21 protein-coding genes are annotated in these 18,455 nt (G+C 75.1%); 15 read left to right on the top strand and 6 right to left on the bottom strand.

From position 1 onward, the window contains the following. The first annotated feature begins 178 nt into the window (after positions 1–178). Positions 179–919: a tyrosine-protein phosphatase gene (locus AB0N04_RS31255; RefSeq protein WP_360211177.1), complete on the top strand. Its 741-nt coding sequence runs from the start codon at positions 179–181 to the stop codon at positions 917–919. Between the two features lie 103 nt (positions 920–1,022). Continuing rightward, positions 1,023–1,772 (top strand): Clp protease N-terminal domain-containing protein, encoded by a 750-nt coding sequence (locus AB0N04_RS31250; RefSeq protein ID WP_360211175.1) that lies wholly within the window; start codon positions 1,023–1,025, stop codon positions 1,770–1,772. A gap of 121 nt (positions 1,773–1,893) precedes the next feature. Here the strand turns inward: AB0N04_RS31250 and AB0N04_RS31245 are convergent, their stop codons facing one another. Then, on the bottom strand, positions 1,894–2,385 hold the full coding sequence (locus tag AB0N04_RS31245; protein WP_360211173.1) for an NUDIX hydrolase: 492 nt from the start codon (positions 2,383–2,385) through the stop codon (positions 1,894–1,896). 107 nt (positions 2,386–2,492) lie between these two features. After that, entirely contained in the window at positions 2,493–2,930 is a 438-nt protein-coding gene (locus AB0N04_RS31240) for an SRPBCC domain-containing protein (protein WP_360211171.1), read from the bottom strand. Between the two features lie 204 nt (positions 2,931–3,134). Here AB0N04_RS31240 and AB0N04_RS31235 point away from each other — a divergent pair, with 204 nt between their 5' ends. Then, positions 3,135–3,470 (top strand): STAS domain-containing protein, encoded by a 336-nt coding sequence (locus AB0N04_RS31235; protein WP_360211169.1) that lies wholly within the window; start codon positions 3,135–3,137, stop codon positions 3,468–3,470. Here AB0N04_RS31235 and AB0N04_RS31230 read toward each other — a convergent pair. The 3 genes from AB0N04_RS31230 to AB0N04_RS31220 form a co-directional block, all read right to left on the bottom strand. After that, positions 3,378–4,352: a sigma-70 family RNA polymerase sigma factor gene (locus AB0N04_RS31230; RefSeq protein WP_360211167.1), complete on the bottom strand. Its 975-nt coding sequence runs from the start codon at positions 4,350–4,352 to the stop codon at positions 3,378–3,380. The genes AB0N04_RS31235 and AB0N04_RS31230 overlap by 93 nt on opposite strands. Positions 4,353–4,522: 170 nt before the next feature. Next, positions 4,523–4,795 (bottom strand): hypothetical protein, encoded by a 273-nt coding sequence (locus AB0N04_RS31225; protein ID WP_360211165.1) that lies wholly within the window; start codon positions 4,793–4,795, stop codon positions 4,523–4,525. A gap of 158 nt (positions 4,796–4,953) precedes the next feature. After that, positions 4,954–5,220: a UBP-type zinc finger domain-containing protein gene (locus tag AB0N04_RS31220; protein WP_360211163.1), complete on the bottom strand. Its 267-nt coding sequence runs from the start codon at positions 5,218–5,220 to the stop codon at positions 4,954–4,956. A 183-nt stretch (positions 5,221–5,403) separates the two neighbouring features. Here AB0N04_RS31220 and AB0N04_RS31215 point away from each other — a divergent pair, with 183 nt between their 5' ends. Then, on the top strand, positions 5,404–6,165 hold the full coding sequence (locus AB0N04_RS31215) for an SDR family oxidoreductase (RefSeq protein WP_360211161.1): 762 nt from the start codon (positions 5,404–5,406) through the stop codon (positions 6,163–6,165). Positions 6,166–6,281: 116 nt separating this feature from the next. Next, positions 6,282–8,831 (top strand): lysylphosphatidylglycerol synthase domain-containing protein, encoded by a 2,550-nt coding sequence (locus AB0N04_RS31210; protein WP_360211159.1) that lies wholly within the window; start codon positions 6,282–6,284, stop codon positions 8,829–8,831. Positions 8,832–8,862: 31 nt separating this feature from the next. Here the strand turns inward: AB0N04_RS31210 and AB0N04_RS31205 are convergent, their stop codons facing one another. Next, positions 8,863–9,060: a hypothetical protein gene (locus tag AB0N04_RS31205; RefSeq protein ID WP_360211157.1), complete on the bottom strand. Its 198-nt coding sequence runs from the start codon at positions 9,058–9,060 to the stop codon at positions 8,863–8,865. 386 nt (positions 9,061–9,446) lie between these two features. Between AB0N04_RS31205 and AB0N04_RS31200 the strand changes: the two genes are divergently transcribed. The 10 genes from AB0N04_RS31200 (at position 9,447) to AB0N04_RS31155 (ending at position 18,436) form a co-directional block, all read left to right on the top strand. After that, positions 9,447–10,091, top strand: a complete 645-nt coding sequence (locus tag AB0N04_RS31200; RefSeq protein ID WP_360211155.1) for a methyltransferase — start codon at positions 9,447–9,449, stop codon at positions 10,089–10,091. After that, the gene (locus tag AB0N04_RS31195; RefSeq protein WP_360211153.1) at positions 10,088–10,663 is read left to right on the top strand and encodes a TrmH family RNA methyltransferase; all 576 of its coding nucleotides are present in this window, start codon (positions 10,088–10,090) and stop codon (positions 10,661–10,663) included. Before AB0N04_RS31200 ends, AB0N04_RS31195 begins: the two co-directional genes overlap by 4 nt. Positions 10,664–10,844: 181 nt before the next feature. Beyond that, positions 10,845–11,777, top strand: a complete 933-nt coding sequence (locus AB0N04_RS31190) for a 3-oxoacyl-[acyl-carrier-protein] synthase III C-terminal domain-containing protein (RefSeq protein ID WP_360211151.1) — start codon at positions 10,845–10,847, stop codon at positions 11,775–11,777. 71 nt (positions 11,778–11,848) lie between these two features. Next, the gene (locus tag AB0N04_RS31185; protein ID WP_360211149.1) at positions 11,849–13,249 is read left to right on the top strand and encodes a hypothetical protein; all 1,401 of its coding nucleotides are present in this window, start codon (positions 11,849–11,851) and stop codon (positions 13,247–13,249) included. A gap of 2 nt (positions 13,250–13,251) precedes the next feature. Beyond that, positions 13,252–14,535, top strand: a complete 1,284-nt coding sequence (locus tag AB0N04_RS31180) for a type III PLP-dependent enzyme (protein ID WP_360211147.1) — start codon at positions 13,252–13,254, stop codon at positions 14,533–14,535. Positions 14,536–14,582: 47 nt separating this feature from the next. Then, complete coding sequence (locus AB0N04_RS31175; protein ID WP_360211145.1) at positions 14,583–14,849, top strand: phosphopantetheine-binding protein; 267 nt, start codon at positions 14,583–14,585, stop codon at positions 14,847–14,849. A gap of 2 nt (positions 14,850–14,851) precedes the next feature. Then, a complete protein-coding gene (locus tag AB0N04_RS31170) occupies positions 14,852–15,745 on the top strand; it encodes a hypothetical protein (protein ID WP_360211143.1) in 894 nt (297 codons plus the stop codon). After that, positions 15,742–16,464, top strand: a complete 723-nt coding sequence (locus AB0N04_RS31165) for a hypothetical protein (protein ID WP_360211141.1) — start codon at positions 15,742–15,744, stop codon at positions 16,462–16,464. The genes AB0N04_RS31170 and AB0N04_RS31165 overlap by 4 nt, the downstream gene beginning before the upstream one ends. Beyond that, positions 16,461–17,621, top strand: a complete 1,161-nt coding sequence (locus AB0N04_RS31160) for an acyl-CoA dehydrogenase family protein (protein ID WP_360211139.1) — start codon at positions 16,461–16,463, stop codon at positions 17,619–17,621. The genes AB0N04_RS31165 and AB0N04_RS31160 overlap by 4 nt, the downstream gene beginning before the upstream one ends. A 53-nt stretch (positions 17,622–17,674) precedes the next feature. Continuing rightward, a complete protein-coding gene (locus tag AB0N04_RS31155) occupies positions 17,675–18,436 on the top strand; it encodes a 4'-phosphopantetheinyl transferase superfamily protein (RefSeq protein ID WP_360211137.1) in 762 nt (253 codons plus the stop codon). Positions 18,437–18,455: the final 19 nt, after the last annotated feature.

Here is an 18,455-nt window from a genome sequence, read left to right as displayed (position 1 = left end):
GCCCCGACCCGGCCCCGGACCGCACCACCCGGCACCACCCGGCACCACCCGGCACCGCCCGCCGCGTCCTGAACGCCGGATGCCGGCGATCCGAACGCCGAGGAACCATCCGGATCTCCCGGGAGTCCTTACATAACGAGGGGGTAACGGGACCCCCGTCGAGGAATCGGGGAACCCCATGAGCCGGACGCGCGCGCTGACCACCGCCGAGGACCGCACCCTCGTCTGGGACGGCTGCCTGAACGTCCGCGACCTGGGCGGCCTGCCCACCGCCTCCGGCCGACCGACCGCCCGCGGGGCGATAGTCCGGGCGGACAACCTGGACCGCCTCACCGCCGAGGGCTGGGACGCCCTCCTCGACCACGGCGTCCGCACCGTGGTCGACCTGCGCAACACCGAGGAGTACAAGCCGCTCCTCCCGCTCCCCGAGGGCGTCGAGCTGATCCGGGTCCCGCTGGACGAACTGGCCGGCCCCGCCTGGTGGGAGGCCTACGGCCGACTGGACGGCACCCCGCTCGCGCTCCGCCCCTACCTGGACCACTGCCCGCACGCCGCCGCCGCGCTGGTCGCGGCCGTCGCCGGCGCCCGCCCCGGCGGCCTGGTCGTGCACTGCGGCGCCGGCCGCGACCGCACCGGCCTGGCGGCCCTGCTGCTGCTCGCCCTGGCCGGCGTCGAGCGGGCCGCGATCGTCGAGGACTACCTGATCAGCGGCCCCAACGTCCGGCCGCTGTACGGAATGCTGGGCCTCCCGGACCAGTACGACCGGATCGACGCGGTGCTCGCCGGGGCCGGCACCACCGCCGAGGCCGCCCTGGAGGCGGCGCTGAGCGACTTCGACCCGGCCGGCTACCTGCTCGCCGCCGGGGCCGCCCCCGCCGAGGTCGCCGCCGTCCGGGCCCGCCTGCTGCCCGCCGAGTAGCAGCCGCCCGGCGGACCGCGCCGCTTCCGCGACTCCGGAACCCCTCCCGCCTCATCGTCAACCGATGGTTGACGATGAGGCGTCGACAACCTACGGTTGACGCATGGAGAATTCCGTCGTTCCCAGCACCACTCCCCTGCGCCTCGACGACCTGATCGCCGCGATCAAGAAGGTCCACCCCGACGCGCTCGACCAGCTCTCCGACGCGGTCATCGCCGCCGACCACCTCGGTGACCTCGCCGACCACCTGATCGGCCACTTCGTGGACCAGGCCCGCCGCTCCGGCGCGTCCTGGACCGACATCGGCCGCAGCATGGGCGTCAGCAAGCAGGCCGCCCAGAAGCGCTTCGTCCCCAAGGACCCGGGCACTCCCTCCGACCTGGACCCGAACCAGGGCTTCAGCCGGTTCACCGACCGGGCCCGCAGCGTCGTGATGGCCTCCCAGGAGGAGGCCCGGCGGGCCGGGAACGCCGAGATCACCGCCGAACACGTGCTGCTCGGGCTGCTCGCCGAGCCCGAGGGCCTCGCGGTCAAGGCGCTCGCCGCCCAGGGCGTCGGCCCGGAGGCCGTCCGGACCGCGGCCACCGCCGCCCTGCCCGCGGCCGTCGCCGAGGTGCCGGCGCTCATCCCGTACGACGCGCAGGGCAAGAAGGTGCTGGAGCTGACCTTCCGCGAGGCGCTCAAGCTCGGACACAACTACGTCGGCACCGAGCACATCCTGCTGGCCCTGCTGGAGCTGGAGAACGGCGCCGGCGTGCTCGCCGGCCTGAGCGTCGACAAGTCCGAGGCGGAGACCTTCACCGCCGAGGCCGTCGCCGCCTTCATCGCCGCCCGGAACGCCGAGCAGGCGTGACCCGGACCGGCCCCCGGGCGGAACTCCCGCCCGGGGGCCGGCAGTCGGCCGCACGGGCCCGCCGGTGCGGCCCGCCGCGCCGCGCGGCGCCCGGCCCGGTCGCCGCGCTCCGCCGCGCTCCTCAGAAACCGGAGACGTGCGTGGTGACGATCCGGACCCGGCCGTCGACGGACGCCTCCAGAGCCGCCCGCAGCCGGGCCGAACGGGCCGGCCCGAGCAGCTCCAGGGCCTCGTCCAGCGGCGCCCAGCGGTGCTCGTCCAGCTCACCGGCCGGCACGGTCACCGGGGTGCCGTCCGGGACGGTGCCGAAGTCGAACATCAAGTGCTCGGCCGGGTGGTCGAGTTCGGCCGAGGGATGGGTCCAGGAGATCGCCAGCAGGGCGCCGGCCTCCTTCACGATGCCGGTCTCCTCCTCCAACTCCCGTACGGCGCACTCGACCGGGCCCTCGCCGAGGTCGATCGTCCCGCCCGGGAACTGCCAGTGCTCGCGGTACCCGGCCTTCACGATCAGGATCCGGCCGGAGTCGTCGCGCAGCAGGCAGCCGGCCGCGGCGTAGATCCGGGGCAGCGAGGCCAACCACTCCTCGCGGGACTTCAAGGGCTCAGCCGTCACTGCGGTCCTCCTCGGGCACGGGGCTTTCGGACCGCCTACTCTGCCACCACCCGCCCGCCGGCCCGGTGGCCCGGTGGGCCGACGGGCAGCGGCGGGGGCCGTGCCGGTCAGCCGCGCGCGGCGAGGTGCTCGACCAGCCGGTCGAAGCTGGAGTCGAGGCCCGCCCGGGCCTCCGGGCCGCAGTACATCGCGGGCACCTCGGTCTGGTGCAGGACCACCTCGGTGCGGCCGTCACCGAGGTCCCGGAAGGTCAGCGTGGAGCTCATGCCGACGCCCTCCTCGACCAGGGCGATCAGCTCGCCCGGGCGGATGTCGGTGATCCGGCTGCGCATCGGGTACTCGTCGCCGGTCGCGTCGATGGTCAGGGTGCTGTCGTAACGCCCGCCCACCCGCGGCTCGATGGTCACGGTGGACGGCTCGACGTGCGTGCCGACCGGGCCCCAGAAGCGGACGAACTGCTCGGGCTCGACGTAGGCGCGGAAGGCGGCGTCCGGAGTGGCCGGCAGCTCCCGGGTGATGGTCAGCTCGCTCGGGTTCTCGGTCATGGTGTCGGTCCTCTTCCTCGTCACGGCGCCCTCGGTGGCGCTTCCACAGGGGTGGACCGGGGCCGCGCCGCGAACTCATCGCTCCCCGCGGAACTTTCTTCGGGGAGGCCTCGCACGGCGCCCGGAGACCCTTCGGCCGGGCCGGCCCGGCCGGAACTTCCGCGCACACCGATGAGCCGGGGCCGCCGGACCGGTCCAAGCAGCATGGAGAAAACCCGGAACACCCCGGCCGACCGGCCGGACCGAGCCCTGGTCTGCGACCTCGGCGCCCTGGACGCGCCCGACCTGGCCGTCGTCGACGCCCTGGCCCGGCTCCGGCTCGCCGCCGGACGCCACGGCGTGGGCGTGGTGCTGCGGAACGCCGGCGGCCCGCTGCGCGAACTGCTCGCGTTCAGCGGGCTCGCGGCGCTGCTGCCGGCGGCCGCCGACCCGCCCTGCCTGACGGCGCTACTCGGCGTCCAGCCGGGGCGGGAGGCCGAACAGCGGGAAGAGCACGTCGGTGTCCAGGAAGTTGGTGAACCCGGTGATCCGGCCCGCTGACACCTCCGGCACGATCAGCGCCCACGGCTCGTGCCCGCCGGCCGGACTCGGCCGGTACTGGGCGAAGGCCGGGCCGCCGTTGGCGGTGACCGGGAGCAGCCGGGAGCCGCGGCAGCCGTGGCCGGGCCCGAGCATCCAGGCCCGGATCTCCTCCCGCCCGCACAGCCACATCGCGAACGGCGGCATGTTGAGCGTGACGTCCTCGTGCAGCAGCGCGGCCAGGCCGTCCATGTCGTAGGCCTCGAAGGCGCGGACGTAGCGGTCCAGCAGCGCGCGGTGGTCGTCGTCCAGGTCCGGCGCCGGACGGGCGGCCGCGTCCCCGGCGAGCACGCCGCGGGCCCGCTGCAGCGCGCTGTTCACCGACGCCACCGTCACGCCGAGCAGTTCGGCCACCTCGGCGGCCTTCCAGCCGAGCACCTCGCGCAGGATCAGCACGGCCCGCTGCCGGGGCGCGAGCCGTTGCAGGACGGCGACGAAGGCCAGCTTCACCGACTCCCGCTGGGCGGCCACGTCGGCCGGGTCCCCCGTCTCGGGCAGCACCCTGCCGTCCGGCGCGGGGCCGATCCAGGTCGCCTCGGGCAGCTGGGTCTCGCTCGCCGTCGCCACCGTGACGGGCCCGGCGAGGTCCATCGGACGGGCCCGGTTCCGGCGGCCGTTCAGTGCGTCCAGGCAGACGTTGGTGGCGATCCGGTACAGCCAGGAGCGCAGCGCGGCCCGGCCCTCGAAGCCCCGGTGACCGCGCCAGGCGCGGACCATCGTCTCCTGCACCGCGTCCTCGGCCTCGAAGACCGAGCCGAGCATGCGGTAGCAGTAGCCCGTCAGCTCCGTCCGGTACCGCTCCAGCTGGAGCTCGACCGGCTCCTCCGTGATCACGTCGGCCATGGTGTGCCCCCGTCCTCCCGCCCCGCACTGCTCGATCGCGTCGAAGGTACCCCGGGCCACCGACAGCCGGCCCGGCGGACGGCGGGGCCGGTGCGGACCCGGGAGGGACGGCGGGGGCGGGCGGGGCCCGACGGCTCCGCCCGCCCCCGGCCGCGGGGCGTCGCCGCGGTTCAGTGCGCGGAGTGCTTCTCCGCGCCGCGGTGCCGGTGGCCCTTGAGCTCGGCGTGCATCGCCGGGGCCCCGTGCGGCGCCGAGGCGGCGGTGTCGCGCCCGCCGTGCCGGAAGGCGTCGGGGGCGGTGTACCCGGTGGTGGCGGAGGACGCGGCCCCGCCGCCCGACCGCGGCGCGAGCCTGCTCGGTGGGTTCGCCATGCCCCGGCGCTCCAGCAGTTCCTGGGTGCCCTGGCGGAGCTTGGCGGTACTGCCCGGGGTTCGCTTGGTCATCGTCGGCCTCCCTTCGGCGGTCACCGGCCGGACGGATGTCGGCCAGGGGCCGCACGGGCGTCTTGTCCGGATTTTATCCGGATCGTCCCCGACCGCCACCGGGAGCGGGCGGCGGGCGGGCCTTGGGCGGCGGGCGGGGCGGGGCGCCCCGCTGCGGCTCAGCCCATCACCTCGTGGACGAAGCACCACCGCCAGTCCTCGCCCGGCTCGAAGGAGCGGATCACCGGGTGCGAGGTGTCGTGGAAGTGCGCGGTGGCGTGCCGCTGCGGCGAGAAGTCGCAGCAGCCGACGTGCCCGCAGTCCAGACAGATCCGCAGGTGCACCCAGTCCCGGCGGTCCTGGGCCAGGCAGTCGGCGCAGCCGCCGGCCGGCGGGAGGGGCGCGATGTCCTGGGGTGCCGCGGCGAGGTCTTCGCAGGCGCTCATGCTGGCAGGGTAGTGACGGCGCCCGCCCGGCGGGCCGGGGACACACCCGTCCGGGTGAACCGCCAGGGTGGCCCTGCCGGACCCCCGGTCCGGCGGACCGGGGAGGACCAGGGCCCTGGGTGGACCGCGACGGGCCGCGCAGAGTGGACGGCGTCCACCCGAACACCCCGTCCAGGAGCCACCGTGAACCACCCCGGCCTCGCCGCCCGCACCGCCGTCGTCACCGGAGCCGCCAGCGGCATGGGTGCCGCCACCGCCCGACTGCTCGCCGCCGGCGGCGCCCGGGTCGCGCTGCTCGCCCGCCGCACCGACCGGATCGACGCCCTCGCCGCCGAGCTCGCCGCCGCCGGCGGGCAGGCCCTCGCCGTCACCGCCGACGTCACCGACCAGGCCTCCGTGGACGCCGCCGCCCGGGCCGTCCACGCCGCCTACGGGCCGGTCGACCTGGTGGTCAACAACGCCGGGGTGATGCTGCCCAACCCGCTCGCCGACGGCCGGATCGACGAGTGGACCCGGATGGTCGACACCAACCTCACCGGCGCCCTGCGGATCGTCCGCGCCTTCAGCGCCGACCTCACCGCGGCCGCCGCCGAGGGCCGCACCGCCGACCTCGTCAACGTCTCCTCGATCGCCTCGCACGTCGTCTTCCCCGACTACGCCGTCTACGGCGCCACCAAGGCCGCGCTCACCCAGCTCTCCGCCGCCCTGCGCAGCGAGCTCGGCCCGCGCGACGTACGGGTCAGCGCCGTCGAGCCCGGGCTGACCGACACCGAGCTCGGCGGCCACATCGACAACCCCGACCTGCGCGAGCAGCTCGGCGGGATGTTCGCCGCCATCCCGGCGCTGACCGCCGAGGACGTCGCCGACCTGATCGCCTACACCGTCAGCCGCCCCCGGCACGTCAACCTGCGCCACCTCGTCGCCCTGCCGACCCGGCAGGCCTGACCGGCGGGCGGCCCGGCGGCGGCCGGCGGAAGCGGCCCGGCCGCGCCTGCCCCGCGGCCGGGCGGAAGCCGGCTTCCGGTCCCGGACGGCACGGGTGGCGTGGGACCATGCCACCCGTGGCGATCGTGACGGGGAGTACGAGCGGCGACACCGGCGGGGGCACGACCGCCGAGGCGCCCACAGCAGCGCGCCGGGGCATACCCGGACGCACCGGCGGCGGCCGGAGCCGGGCGGTGTCCGAGTCGGGCCGGATCCGGCAGCCCGTCGCCCTGATCCGGCTCCTCACCGGGCTCCTCGCCGTCGCGGTCACCCTGCTGCTCGCCGACTACGCCCGCGCCACCACCGGTGGCATCGCCGCCGACGTCGCCGAGGCCGCCGCCCTGGTGCCCCGGCCGCTCGCCCACCTGGCCAACGGCCTCACCACCGCCGCGGTCCTCCTGCTGCCGGTCGTCCTCGCCGCCCGCCGCCTGCTCGGCCCGGACCGGCGACGCGCCCTGCAGCAGGTCTCCGACGGCCTGCTCGCCGCCGTCCTCGCCTACGGCGCCACCCTCGGCGTCGACCTGTGGGCCGACGCGCACGCCCCGCCCTCCCTGCTGGCCGCGCTCACCCAGCCGCTGCCCGACGGCGTCCCGGGCCACACCGAGCCCGTCTACGGGTACCTCGCCCCCGTCCTCGCCTTCATGACGGCCTCCGGCAGCCGCGAACGCCGCGCCCCCTGGGCCGTCCTCGCCGTCTCCGGCCTCGCCGGGCTCGCCGGCGGCTACGCCACCCCCACCGCCCTCCTGCTCGGCCTGCTGCTCGGCTGGACCGGTGCCCACGGCACCCTCTACGCCGTCGGCACCCCCGACCCGCTGCCCGGCCCGCGGGAGATCCTGCGCGCCCTGCGCGAGAGCGGTCTGCGCCCCACCGGGGCCCGCGCCGTGGCACCCGACCACCACCTGGTCCACCAGGCCGACGGCAGGCCCGACCTCGACGTCCTGCTGCTCGAGCGCCAGGCCGTCACCGCCGCCGCCGTGCAACGCGCCTGGCGCCGCCTGCGGCTGCGCACCGCCCCGCACCCGCGGGCCCTGCGCTCGCCCCGCACCGGCCTCGAGCACGAGGCGCTCGTCACCTACGCGGCACTCGCCGCCGGCGTCCGCACCCGCCGCATCGCGGCCACCGCCGGGCTCGGCCACGACACCGCGCTGATCGCCTACGAGCACCTCCCCGGACGCACCCTCGACCAGCTCGCCGAGCCGGAGATCACCGACGAGCTGCTCGCCGAGGCCTGGCGGCAGCTCGCCCGGCTGCAGCGCCGGGAGATCGCCCACCGGGCCCTCGTGCCGTCCTCCCTGCTCGTCGACGACGACGGCGCGGTGCACCTCGTCGACTTCGCCGACGGCGACATCGCGGCCAGCGAACTCGTCCTGCACTGCGACATCGCCCAGCTGCTCACCACCCTGGCGCTGCGCACCGGCGCCGCCCGCTCCGTCCGCAGCGCCATCGCCGTCCTCGGGCCCGACCCGGTCGCCGCCGCCCTCCCGCTGCTCCAGCCGATCGCCCTGGCCCTGCCCACCCGGCAGGCCCTGAAGCAGGCCGACCGGGCCGGGGCGGGGCCCGCCCCGGCCGCCGCGGAGACGGACGCCGGGGACGGGCCGGCGCCGGCCGCGGCCGGCAGCGGGCTGCTGGACGCCATCCGGGCCGAGGTGCTGCGGGCCCGGCCGCAGGCGGTGGGCCGGCCGGTGCGGCTGGAGCGGCTGCGGCCGCGGACCCTGCTGGCCGTGGTCGGCGGGGTGGTGGCCGGGTGGCTGCTGATCCCGCAGCTGTTCGCCGCCGAGGACAACCCGATCGCGGCGGTGGCGGACGCCGACCCGGCCTGGCTGGCGCTGGCGCTGGTCGCGGCCGCGGCGAGCCACGTGACGGCCGCGATGGGGTTCGTCGGGTTCGTGCCGGAGCGGCTGGACTTCCGCAACGCGGTGCTGGCCCAGCTGGCCGGGGCGTTCGTGAAGCTGGTGTCGCCCGGGGGCGTCGGCGGCGTGGCGCTGAACACCCGGCTGCTGCAGCGGGCCGGGATCCCCACCGCGCAGGCGCTGTCCAGCGTCGGGGTGGGGCAGCTGATGGGCCTGGTGCTGCACCTGCTGCAGCTGGGCGCCTTCGTCTACCTGCTGGACCTGCAGCCGGGCGGTTCGGAGCTGGACGCGCTGCCCGCGGTGGTCGGCGGGCTCGCCGGGGCGGCGGCCCTGCTGGCGCTGGTGTCGGCCGTCCCGGCGGCCCGGCGCTGGCTGGTGGCCCGGTTGCGGCCGCTGACCGCGGAGGTGCTGCCCCGGCTGCTGGACCTGCTGCGCAGCCCGACCCGGCTGGCGGTCGGCCTGACCGGCCAGCTGCTGGTGTCGATCTGCCTGATCGCCTGCCTGTACTGCTGCACCCGGGCGATCGGCCGGGCCCCCTCGTTCGCCTCGGTGGCGGTGGTGTTCCTGGTGGGCAACGCCGCGGGCAACGTCGCGCCGACCCCGGGCGGGGCCGGCGCGGTGGACGGCGCGCTGATCACGCTGCTGCAGCAGACCGCGTCGATGGAGAAGGGCGGCGCGATGGCGGCGGTGGCGATGTTCCGCCTGCTGACGCTGATCCTGCCGGTGCTGCCGGGGTGGGCGGCGATGACCTGGCTGCAGCGCCGCAAGGCACTGTAGGGCCCGTAGCCGCCCGTCTCGCCAGGCCCGGCTACTCGCGGTACTCGTCCTCGTCGAGCTGGACGACCCGGCTCTGCTCGGCGGCGTCCGCGACGTCGGTGGCGGGGTCGGCGCCGAGGGCCCGCCGCTCGGCGACCTCGTCGTACTCGTCCCCCTCGGCCGCGTCGTCGTCGGGCTCGACGGTCTCGACCGTCTCGTCGATCAGGTAGTCCTCGTGATTCTGCGGCATGGCGTCCTTCCTCACTGTTCGTTCGGAGGCTCCCACGGGGCCCGGATGGCGGTACTCGCAGTATCCGCCGCCGGACGGCCGGACGCGAAGCCCCGGGCGGTCCGGCGTGTTGCCGGGGCGGCCGGGCGGGCCGGGGCCGGCCCGCGGAGCAGGGGGTCGAGCGGCCGCCGGGAGGGGTGCGCCGCGCACCCGGGGCCGCCGCCACGACGGGGCACGGCACCACCGGCGGCCCGGGGCGCACCGGCGCCGGGGTACCGGCCCCCCGCGGGCGGGCGGGCCGCGGGCGGAACGCGCCGCAGGCCGCCGGGGGTACGATCGGTGCCGTACCAAGGGCTTACCCACACCCACCCGGTGGCCCCGAGGCCCTTACGAACGACGGGGAAAGCATGTCCGGCTCGCACTACTTCACCGGTGCACCCGAGGTCGCCAGCGAGCGCCGGCCGATCACGGTCTCCCTCCCGGACCTCACCCTCGAACTGACCACCGACGCCGGGGTCTTCTCCCGCAGCCGGCTCGACCCGGGCACCCGGATCCTGCTGGAGCACGCCCCGCCGCCGCGGGTGCGCGGCCCGATCCTGGACGTCGGCTGCGGCTACGGCCCGATCGCGCTGACCTGGGCGAGCCGGCGCAAGCGCCTCCCGGTCTGGGCGGTGGACGTGAACGAGCGCGCGCTGGAGCTGGTGCGGCTGAACGCCGGGGCGCTCGGCCTGGGCAACGTCCAGGCGGCGCTGCCGGACGACGTCCCGGAGGACGTGCGGTTCGCCACGATCTACTCCAACCCGCCGATCCGCATCGGCAAGGCCGCGCTGCGCGGGCTGCTCACGCACTGGCTCGGCCGGCTGACGCCGGACGGCTCGGCGTTCCTGGTGGTGCAGAAGCACCTGGGGTCGGACTCGCTGCAGAAGTGGCTGAACGACCAGGGCTACCCGACCACCCGCGTCGCGTCGGTCAACGGGTTCCGGATTCTGGAAGCACGGCCCCGCCCGGAGGCGGGCGAGGGGCCGGAGAGTGGACGGGGAACGTCGTCGTGAAGCAGTTGCGCGGGACCGAACTGAAGCGCCTGCACCGCTCGTGGCGGCGCAGCAACGAGTTCCGGCTCGCGATCATCCTGGAGAACCTGCAGTCGCCGTTCAACGTCGGCTCGGTGGTCCGGACCGGCGCGGCGATGGGTGCCGAGAAGCTGTACCTGACCGGGGACACCCCGTCGGTGCGCTCCTCGGGCGCGCAGAAGGCCGCGATGGGCACCGACAAGTACCTCAAGGTGGAGCACTTCCCGACGGTCGCCGAGGCGGTGGCGGCGGCGAAGGCGGACGGCTTCAAGGTGGTCGGCCTGGAGCTGGCGGACGAGGCGGTGCCGATGTTCGCCGCCGAGCTGACCCCGGCGGTGGCCTTCGTGCTCGGGCACGAGGACCGCGGGATCACGCCCGAGGCGCTCGCGCTCTGCGACCAGGTGGTGTTCGTGCCGCAGCTGGGCCGGGTCGGCTCGCTGAACGTCTCGGCGGCCGCGACGGTGGCCTGCTACGAGGCCCGCCGCCAGGGCTACGCGATCAGCGGCACCCCGGACGGCGGCGACCTCGGCGGAGACCTCGGCGACGACGAGTAGCACCGAGCGGATCATCGTCACACCCCCGGAGGGGCGGGCCGGAAGGCCCGCCCCTCCGTCGTCGTGCCCGGCCGCGATCCGCCGGCCCGGCCCCGGCCCGCGCCCTCCCGCGGCGGCCGTCGGAGCGGGTGGTCAGCGCAGCGTCAGCTAAGCGTCAGCGCGTCACGCGACTGTAGTTGGCATGACGTCGATCACGGCAGTCTCCAGCTGTCTTCCCGACACCATCCCGATCGCCCGCTTCCAACAGGAACTCCAGCTGACGGATGTGCAGCTCCGGCGCTACCAGCGCTTCTACGGGCTCGCCGAGGTGTGCCGCGACCCCGCGGCGACCGAGACCGAGCTGCTGCTGCGCGCCGCCACCAAGCTGGTCGAGCTGCGGGGACAGGAACAGCGCGTCAAGTACGTCCTGCAGGCCCGGACCATGCCGTCGCCGCTGCCGTACCCGATGACCTCGCTGCAGCCGATCCAGGCCGAACTCGGCCTGGAGCACGCCGCGGGGTTCGTCGTCTCGCACCACGCGTGCGCCTCCGGGCTGCTCGCGCTGGACATGGCCGGCACCCTGCTGGCCGCCGACCCGGACCCGGACGCGCTCGCCCTGGTCCTGGCCGGGGAGAAGGCGTGCACCACCCAGACGCAGTCCATCCCGGACGTCACCGTCATGGGCGAGGGGACGGTGGCCTTCCTGGTCAGCGCGGACCGCACCGGATCCGACCGCATGATCGGCTACGCGACCCGCACCCACACCCAGTTCGGCGACGAGTTCATCATGGGCGACGCCGCCGCCAAGGAGTTCCAGGACCTGTACGGGCCGGGGCTCTGCGAGGTGATCGGCGCCGCCCTGGAGGAGGCCGACTGCCGCCTGGACGAGTTGGCGCTGGTGCTGCCGCACAACGTCAACCGGCTGTCCTGGATCGGCGTGTGCAAGGCGCTCGGACTGCCGCTCGAGAAGGTCTTCCTCGACCTGATCGGCGAGACCGGGCACTGCTTCTGCGCCGACCCCTTCATCAACCTGCAGAAGGCCACCGAGCTGGGGCGGCTGCGCCCCGGCGACCGCTACCTGATGACCAGCGTGGGGCTCGGAGCGACCTTCGCCGCCATGGTCTTCGAGCACTGAGGGCCGCCAGGCCCTGAGCCCGCCGCGCCGCGCCGCCCGAGCGGGCGCACACGAGAAATGACGAGGTCGACATGCATCTACCGTCCTCCGGCTTCAGCGCGCGCCTCAAGCGCGCCGTGACCGGCTCCGCGGACACCCCGCTGGTGTTCCTGGGCAACTTCGAGGTGGAGAACCACTGGGCGATCGGTGAGCCCGCGCTGCCCCGGGTCGCCTCGCACGCGGGCAGCGCGGTGGTGAACCGGATGGACGAGTTCGCGCTGCTGCTCGGCGGCAAGGACGACCACGTCGTGCTGAAGACCCCGCTGGACGAGGGCTACCGCGGCTACCTGGAGGGCCTCGGGCTGGAACTGCCCACCGTCCACGTGGTGGCCGGCCAGGACCCGCAGCGCACCGTCAGCGAGGACGCCCTCGCCGACCCTGCGCTGCTGCGCGCGCTGTCCGCCGTCGCCGCCGAGGGCGCCCGGCTGACCGCGCACGGCATCTCCGCCGTGGAGGAGGAGCTGTCCGAGCGCACCGGGCTGGCGCTGGGCGCCCCGTCCGCCGCGGTCTGCAAGAAGGTCAACAGCAAGGTCTACAGCCGCCGGCTCTCCGACGAGCTGGGCATCCGGCAGGCCCGCGGCTGGGCCTGCGAGACGCTGGAGGAGCTGGCCGGGGCGGTCGCCGCGGCCACCGAACTGCTCGAAGCCGGCCGCAAGGTGGTGCTGAAGGACGCGTTCGGCGTGTCCGGCAAGGGCATCGTCGTGCTGGACAGCGCGGCCCGGCTGGCCCGGCTGCACCGGATGGCCGTCCAGCAGGCCGAGAAGGCCGCGAAGGCCGAGGGCGGCGCGCCGCGCACCGCGCTGGTGATCGAGGAGTGGGTCGCCAAGCGCTGCGACCTCAACTACCAGTTCACGGTCGGCCGGGACGGCTCCACGCACTTCGACTTCGTCAAGGAGCTGCTCACCGAGGGCGGCGTGCACAAGGGCCACCGGATCCCGGCCCGGCTGACCGACGGCCAGGTCGCCGAGATCGCCGCGACCGCGCTGCGGCTGGGCGAGCGGCTCGCCGCCGACGGCTACTACGGCGTGGTCGGCGTCGACGCGATGGTCGACCCGGACGAGGGCCTGTACCCGGTCATCGAGATCAACGCCCGCAACAACATGTCCACGTACCAGAACGTGGTGCACGAGGGCGGCCTGGCCGGGGCCGAGGAGGTCGCCGTCGCCCGGCACTTCCCGCTGCGGCTGACCCGCCCGCTGCCCTTCGCCGAGCTCGCGGAGCTCCTGGACGGGCTGCTGCTGACCGAGCGGGGCCCGCGACCGCGCGGCCTGTTCGTGAACAACTACGCCACGGTGAACGCCGCCGCGGGCACCGGCGCGGACGGCTTCGAGGGCCGGCTGTACGGCGTGCTCGTCGGCGCCTCCGACGAGGAGATCGAGGCGATCGACACCGACATCACCCGCCGCCTCGCGGCGCATTCGGAAGGGAGCTGACCGTGAGCGTCGCATTCGAGGTCCAGGGCCTCGGGATCACCGGGCTCGCCGAGGAGTTCGGCACCCCGCTCTACCTGTACGACGGCGAGGAGATCACCACCCGCTTCCAGGGGCTGCGCGAGTCGCTGCACCCGGCGCTGGAGATCTTCTACTCGCTCAAGGCCAACCCCAACATCTCCGTCTGCGCGCTGCTGCACGACCTGGGCTCGCGCGCCGAGGTGTCCTCGCTGACCGAGCTGGTCACCGCCCGCCGGGCCGGCGTCGCGCCGCAGGACATCATCTTCCTCGGCCCCGGCAAGAGCCGCGGCGAGGTGGCGGCCTGCCTGGACGAGGACATCCACGCCATCGTCTGCGAGTCGATCGGCGAGCTGGACCTGATCGACGAGGTGGCCCGGGAGCGCGGGATCACCGCCCGGGTCGCGCTGCGGGTCAACCCGAGCTTCTCGGTGAAGGGCTCCGGCCTGACCATGGGCGGCAAGCCCCGCCAGTTCGGCACCGACGAGGAGCTGCTGCTGGCCGAGGGCAAGGACCTCGCCACCCGCTACCCCAACATCCGGCTGATGGGCGTCCAGGTCTACCTGGGCACCCGGATCCTGATCGAGGAGTCGGTCGTCGAGAACACCCGCCGGATCCTGGAGCTGGCCGAGCGCCTCTCCACCGAGCTGGGCTTCCCGCTGGAGACCGTCGACGTCGGCGGCGGCCTGGGCATCGCCTACTTCGACAACGAGAAGGACCTCGACGTCGCGGAGCTGACCGCCGGGCTGAACCCGCTGATCGCGGACTTCCGCGAGCGGCACCCCGACACCCGCATGATCATGGAGCTGGGCCGCTTCCTGGTCGCCGCCTCCGGCACCTACGTGACCCGGGTGCGCTACACCAAGACCTCGATGGGCGAGAACTTCGCGGTCACCGACGGCGGCACCAACCACCACATGGCGGCGGTCGGCATCGGCTCGTACGTCAAGCGCAACTTCCCGATGGTCGCGCTGGAGCGGATGGACGAGCCGGCCACCGAGCCCTGGCACATCACCGGGCCGCTCTGCACGCCGAACGACGTGATCGGCAAGAAGGTGCCGATGCCGGCGCTGCGGGCCGGCGAGCTGGTCGGGGTGCAGCGCTCCGGCGCGTACGGGCCGACCGCCTCGCCGGTGCACTTCCTCAGCCACGGCTACCCGGCCGAGGTCCTCGTCCTGGACGGGCGGGCGCACCTGATCCGGGAGCGCGACGACGTCGAGGCGATGCTCGGCCGCCAGCGGCTCTACGCCGCCGGCGACGACCAGAACTGACCACCCGCCGGCCGACCGACGGCCGGGACCGGACCGAGGAGAACAGCATGACCGAGACCACCGTCACCGACGCCAAGTACGTCGACGCCGTCCGCAAGGGCCTGTCCGAGGTCCTCAACAAGGACGTCTCCGACGCGGCCGAGAGCGTCCGCCTCTTCGACGAGCTGGGCCTGGACTCCAGCAGCGCGCTCGAACTGCTCATCACCATCGAGGAGATCCTCGACGTGCAGTTCGACGCCGACGAGCTGGACATGACCCACTTCGAGACCGTGGGTTCGCTGGCCGGCTTCGTCGCCGCGGAAGCGAGCGCCTAAGCATGTTCCGCGCGAGTGCGCCCGTACGGCGCCCCGTCCCGGTCGGCGCGGACGGCCCGGCCGGACCGGCCCTGGCGACGGCGGCCCTGCCCCGGCTCGTCCGGGCGGCCGCCCACGTGCCGCCGGGGCCGGGCGCACCGTACCGGCCGGAGGGCGCGCGGGAGGAGTTCTACCGCGAGCTCGGGGCGCTCTACGGGGCGGACTTCGACCGCGGCCAGTTCGCCGCCTCGGGGCGGCGCACCTCGGTGGAACTGGCCTACGGCGCGCTCGACGCGCTGGGGCCGCTGACCCCCGAGGAGTGCCCCGAGGTGGTGGTGGTCGCCTACGCCGCGCCGGACTTCGACCACGCCGAACTGGTCGCCTCCTGCGTGAAGCGGCGGCTGCCCGGCGAGCCGCTCTCCTTCGCGCTGTCCGACCAGGGCGTCCTGGCCCCGTTCAGCGCGCTGCGGGTGGCCGTGGAGTACGCCCGGCGCTGCGGCTGGTCGCGGCTGCTGCTGCTGGTCGTGGACCAGGGCACCCAGCCGTTCCCGCTGCCCGCGACCGGGCAGTCCGCCGTCCACGCGGACGCCGCGGTCGCCCTGCTGCTGCACTGGGACGGCGGCGACGCCGCCCTGGGCGGGGCCGCCCAGGGCCTCCCCGAGCCGGGGCTGTTCGCCGACTGGGACGACCGGGCGTCGGTGGTGGCCGGCGCCGGCCTCTCCGACGCCGGCGCTGAACTTCCGGCGCACGACGGGACGTTGATCAGGGTGGCGGACGGGCAGCCCGCCACCGGCGGCTGGGCCGCCCTGCTCGCCGTCACCGACCGGGACCGCCCGATGGTGGTGGCCGACTACGACCGGGAGCGCGGCCTCCTGGCCTACTGCACGCTCGACACGGGGGAGCTGAGGGTCCGATGACGGTTCCGGCCGAGGTGCGCGAGCACTGGCGGGAGGCACGGACGAGTGCCCGCAACGACGGACTCGTCCCGGCGCTGACCCTGCTCTCCCGCGCGCTGTCCCCCGGGGTGGCCCCGCGCGGCCCGCGCGGACACGCCGTGGTCCCGCGCGAACTGCTCGGGGACCTCCCCGAGTTCGACGAGGAGGAGGACGGGGACGGGGGTGCGGACCCGGTGCCGGGACTCGCCGTCCTCGGCCCCGCCGCCACCCCGCCGGCCCCGGCCGGCCCGGACTCCCACGACTGGGGCACCGGGCTCGCCTGGCTGCGGCTCGGCGTGTCCGAGCGGCTGCGCGAGGCCTGCACCGCCTACCTCGCGGCCCGCCAGGTCGAGGGCACCTCGCTGCTGCTGCAGCAGCTGGTCAAGGGGGCGCTCGCCGACGTGCTGATCGACCACCTCGAGATCGAGGGCGTCCTCGACGACCTCGCCGAGGGCGTCGCCCCGGACTCCCCGCTCGCCCCCGTGCTGCCGCTGGACGCCGCGGCCCTGGCCCGGCTCCAGGCCCAGATCACCCAGGCGGACCGGGCGCTGCTGCGGCTGCTCGGCGCCCACGGCTTCACCGCCGACGGGCCGGGCCGGACGGCGTACGCCTCCGAGCTGCTCGCCGACGTCTACTGCGGCTGGCCGGGCCCCGCCGGGGTCCCCGCCACGAACGCCACCTCCCGGAAGGACAACGCGTGACCAGCCTGCCGGCCTCGCTCGACACCACGCACCGGTACGTGCGGCGGTGGGCCGACGACCTGCGGGCGGGCGCGCTCGAACTCGACCGGGACCCGGAGGCCGTCCACCGCTTCCTGGACCTCCCCGCGGTGCGCTTCCTGGCCGGGCACCAGGTGCCGCCGGACTGGGACCGCGCGTCCGCCGAGGCCGGGGCCGGCCCGGCGCACGGCCTGGCCACCCTGGAGCGCGTCCTGGTCAGCGAGGAACTGGCGCGCGGCGACGCCGGGATGATGCTCGGCTCGCCCGGAGCCTCGATGTGCGGGGTCCTGCTGAGCGTGCTCGGCAGCCAGGCGCAGAAGGACTGGGTGTACGGCCGGCTCGCCGAGCGCCCCCGCTGGACCTGCTTCGCCCTCACCGAGCCCGAGCGCGGCTCGGCCATCGGCGAGATGACCACCACGCTGACCCCGGTCGGCGACGGCTCGTACCTCCTGGACGGCGAGAAGCGCTACGTCGGCAACGCCGCCCGCGCCGACCTGGGCGCGGTGTTCGCCCGCGTCGCGGGCACCGAGCGGCTCGGCGTGCTGGCCGTCCTGGTGGACACCGCCGACCCGGGCTTCCGGGCCGAGCCGCTGCCCACCCTCGGACTGCGCGGCGTCCAGCTGACCCGGATCACCCTCGACCGGGTGCACGTGCCGGCCGAGCGGGTGCTCGGCACGCACCTGCCACCGACCCGGCGCGGGATGTGGAGCATCGTCTCGGTCTTCAACCAGCTCCGCCCCAGCGTGGCCGCGATCGCCCTCGGCATCGCCCGCGCCGCGCACGACTACGTCGCCGAGAACCGCAAGGAGCTGCGCGGGGCGGAGCGCGAGCTGTTCGAGTCGCTCGGCCGGCGGATCGACGCCGCACGGGGGTTGACCTACCGCGCGGCCCTCGCGGTGGACCGCCGGCCGGCCGCCGGACACCTCTCCTCCGCGGCGAAGGCCCGCGCCTGCGAACTCGCCGAGGACGTGACGATGAGCGCACTCGGATTCTTCGGACCGGGTGCGCGGCTGGATCATCCGCTCCTCGACAAACTCGCCCGCGACGCAAGGGGCGTGGAGTTCATGGAGGGGACACGGAACATCCAGAAGCTCAATCTGTTCCAGGGGCTGCACACCGGAAAGGTGGGCCGGTTCTGAACAGGACCGAACAGTCCTCCGCTCGGGATTCGGTCGAGATCTGGAGGATTCCGTTGAACGGCGCGCGCCGCCCCGGGGACCGGGGCGGCGGCGCCGCGCCGGACGACCTGGACGGCTACCCGCCGCACCTGGAGGAGCTGCTCGACGAGCAGGAGCGGGCGCGCGCCCGGGCCGGGCGGCTGCCCGGCCTGCGGCGCCGTTTCGTGATCGCGCACGCCGCCACCCGGATCGTCCTCGGCGAGCGCCTCGGGCTCCCCCCGGACGGGCTGCGCTTCACCCGCGGACCGTGGGGCAAGCCCGCCGTCGCGGGGGCGGACGGGCTGCACTTCAGCCTCTCCCACTCGGGCGAGACCGCCCTGCTCGCGCTGGCTGCGCGGCCGGTCGGGGTGGACGTCGAGCTGGCCCGCCCGGACCTCGACGTCGACCGGCTGGCCGGACGCTTCTTCCCCCCGGAGGAGCGGGCCGCGGTGGCCGCCGGCGGGCAGCCGGTCTTCACCCGGCTGTGGACCAGGAAGGAGGCCTGTGTGAAGGCCTCCGGCGGCAGACTCACCCAGGGCATGGGGATCCCCGTCGCCCACCCCGGCCGGGAGGCCGCCGTGTACGCACGCTCCGGGCCGTTGCCCGGTCCGTGGAGAGTCGTCGATCTGCCGCTGCCCGGGGGATACGCGGGGTCCGTCGCACTGACCGGCGACGGGCCCTTTAACGTGTCCCGGCGGATGTGGTATCAAATTCCGCCTGGGGAATCCGGTGTCGACACTCTCCCACCGGTACTCGCGTCGAGCCCCGAGTCGGTTCTCGACGAGGCTGTCAAGTAGAAGAAACTCCCCCTCGAAT

The organism is Kitasatospora sp. NPDC051702 (assembly GCF_040681575.1).
Classification (GTDB): domain Bacteria; phylum Actinomycetota; class Actinomycetes; order Streptomycetales; family Streptomycetaceae; genus Kitasatospora.
Note: the sequence above shows the minus strand (reverse complement) of the source record. Positions and strands in the feature narration are given on the sequence as shown.

Bases quoted from the DNA above. Each gene is read 5' to 3' on its own strand.
- AB0N04_RS31255 (WP_360211177.1), top strand. From the start codon at position 179: ATGAGCCGGACGCGCGCGCTGACCACCGCCGAGGACCGCACCCTCGTC.
- AB0N04_RS31250 (WP_360211175.1), top strand. From the start codon at position 1,023: ATGGAGAATTCCGTCGTTCCCAGCACCACTCCCCTGCGCCTCGACGAC.
- AB0N04_RS31240 (WP_360211171.1), bottom strand. From the start codon at position 2,930: ATGACCGAGAACCCGAGCGAGCTGACCATCACCCGGGAGCTGCCGGCC.
- AB0N04_RS31235 (WP_360211169.1), top strand. From the start codon at position 3,135: ATGGAGAAAACCCGGAACACCCCGGCCGACCGGCCGGACCGAGCCCTG.
- AB0N04_RS31230 (WP_360211167.1), bottom strand. From the start codon at position 4,352: ATGGCCGACGTGATCACGGAGGAGCCGGTCGAGCTCCAGCTGGAGCGG.
- AB0N04_RS31225 (WP_360211165.1), bottom strand. From the start codon at position 4,795: ATGACCAAGCGAACCCCGGGCAGTACCGCCAAGCTCCGCCAGGGCACC.
- AB0N04_RS31220 (WP_360211163.1), bottom strand. From the start codon at position 5,220: ATGAGCGCCTGCGAAGACCTCGCCGCGGCACCCCAGGACATCGCGCCC.
- AB0N04_RS31205 (WP_360211157.1), bottom strand. From the start codon at position 9,060: ATGCCGCAGAATCACGAGGACTACCTGATCGACGAGACGGTCGAGACC.
- AB0N04_RS31200 (WP_360211155.1), top strand. From the start codon at position 9,447: ATGTCCGGCTCGCACTACTTCACCGGTGCACCCGAGGTCGCCAGCGAG.
- AB0N04_RS31190 (WP_360211151.1), top strand. From the start codon at position 10,845: ATGACGTCGATCACGGCAGTCTCCAGCTGTCTTCCCGACACCATCCCG.
- AB0N04_RS31185 (WP_360211149.1), top strand. From the start codon at position 11,849: ATGCATCTACCGTCCTCCGGCTTCAGCGCGCGCCTCAAGCGCGCCGTG.
- AB0N04_RS31175 (WP_360211145.1), top strand. From the start codon at position 14,583: ATGACCGAGACCACCGTCACCGACGCCAAGTACGTCGACGCCGTCCGC.
- AB0N04_RS31170 (WP_360211143.1), top strand. From the start codon at position 14,852: ATGTTCCGCGCGAGTGCGCCCGTACGGCGCCCCGTCCCGGTCGGCGCG.
- AB0N04_RS31165 (WP_360211141.1), top strand. From the start codon at position 15,742: ATGACGGTTCCGGCCGAGGTGCGCGAGCACTGGCGGGAGGCACGGACG.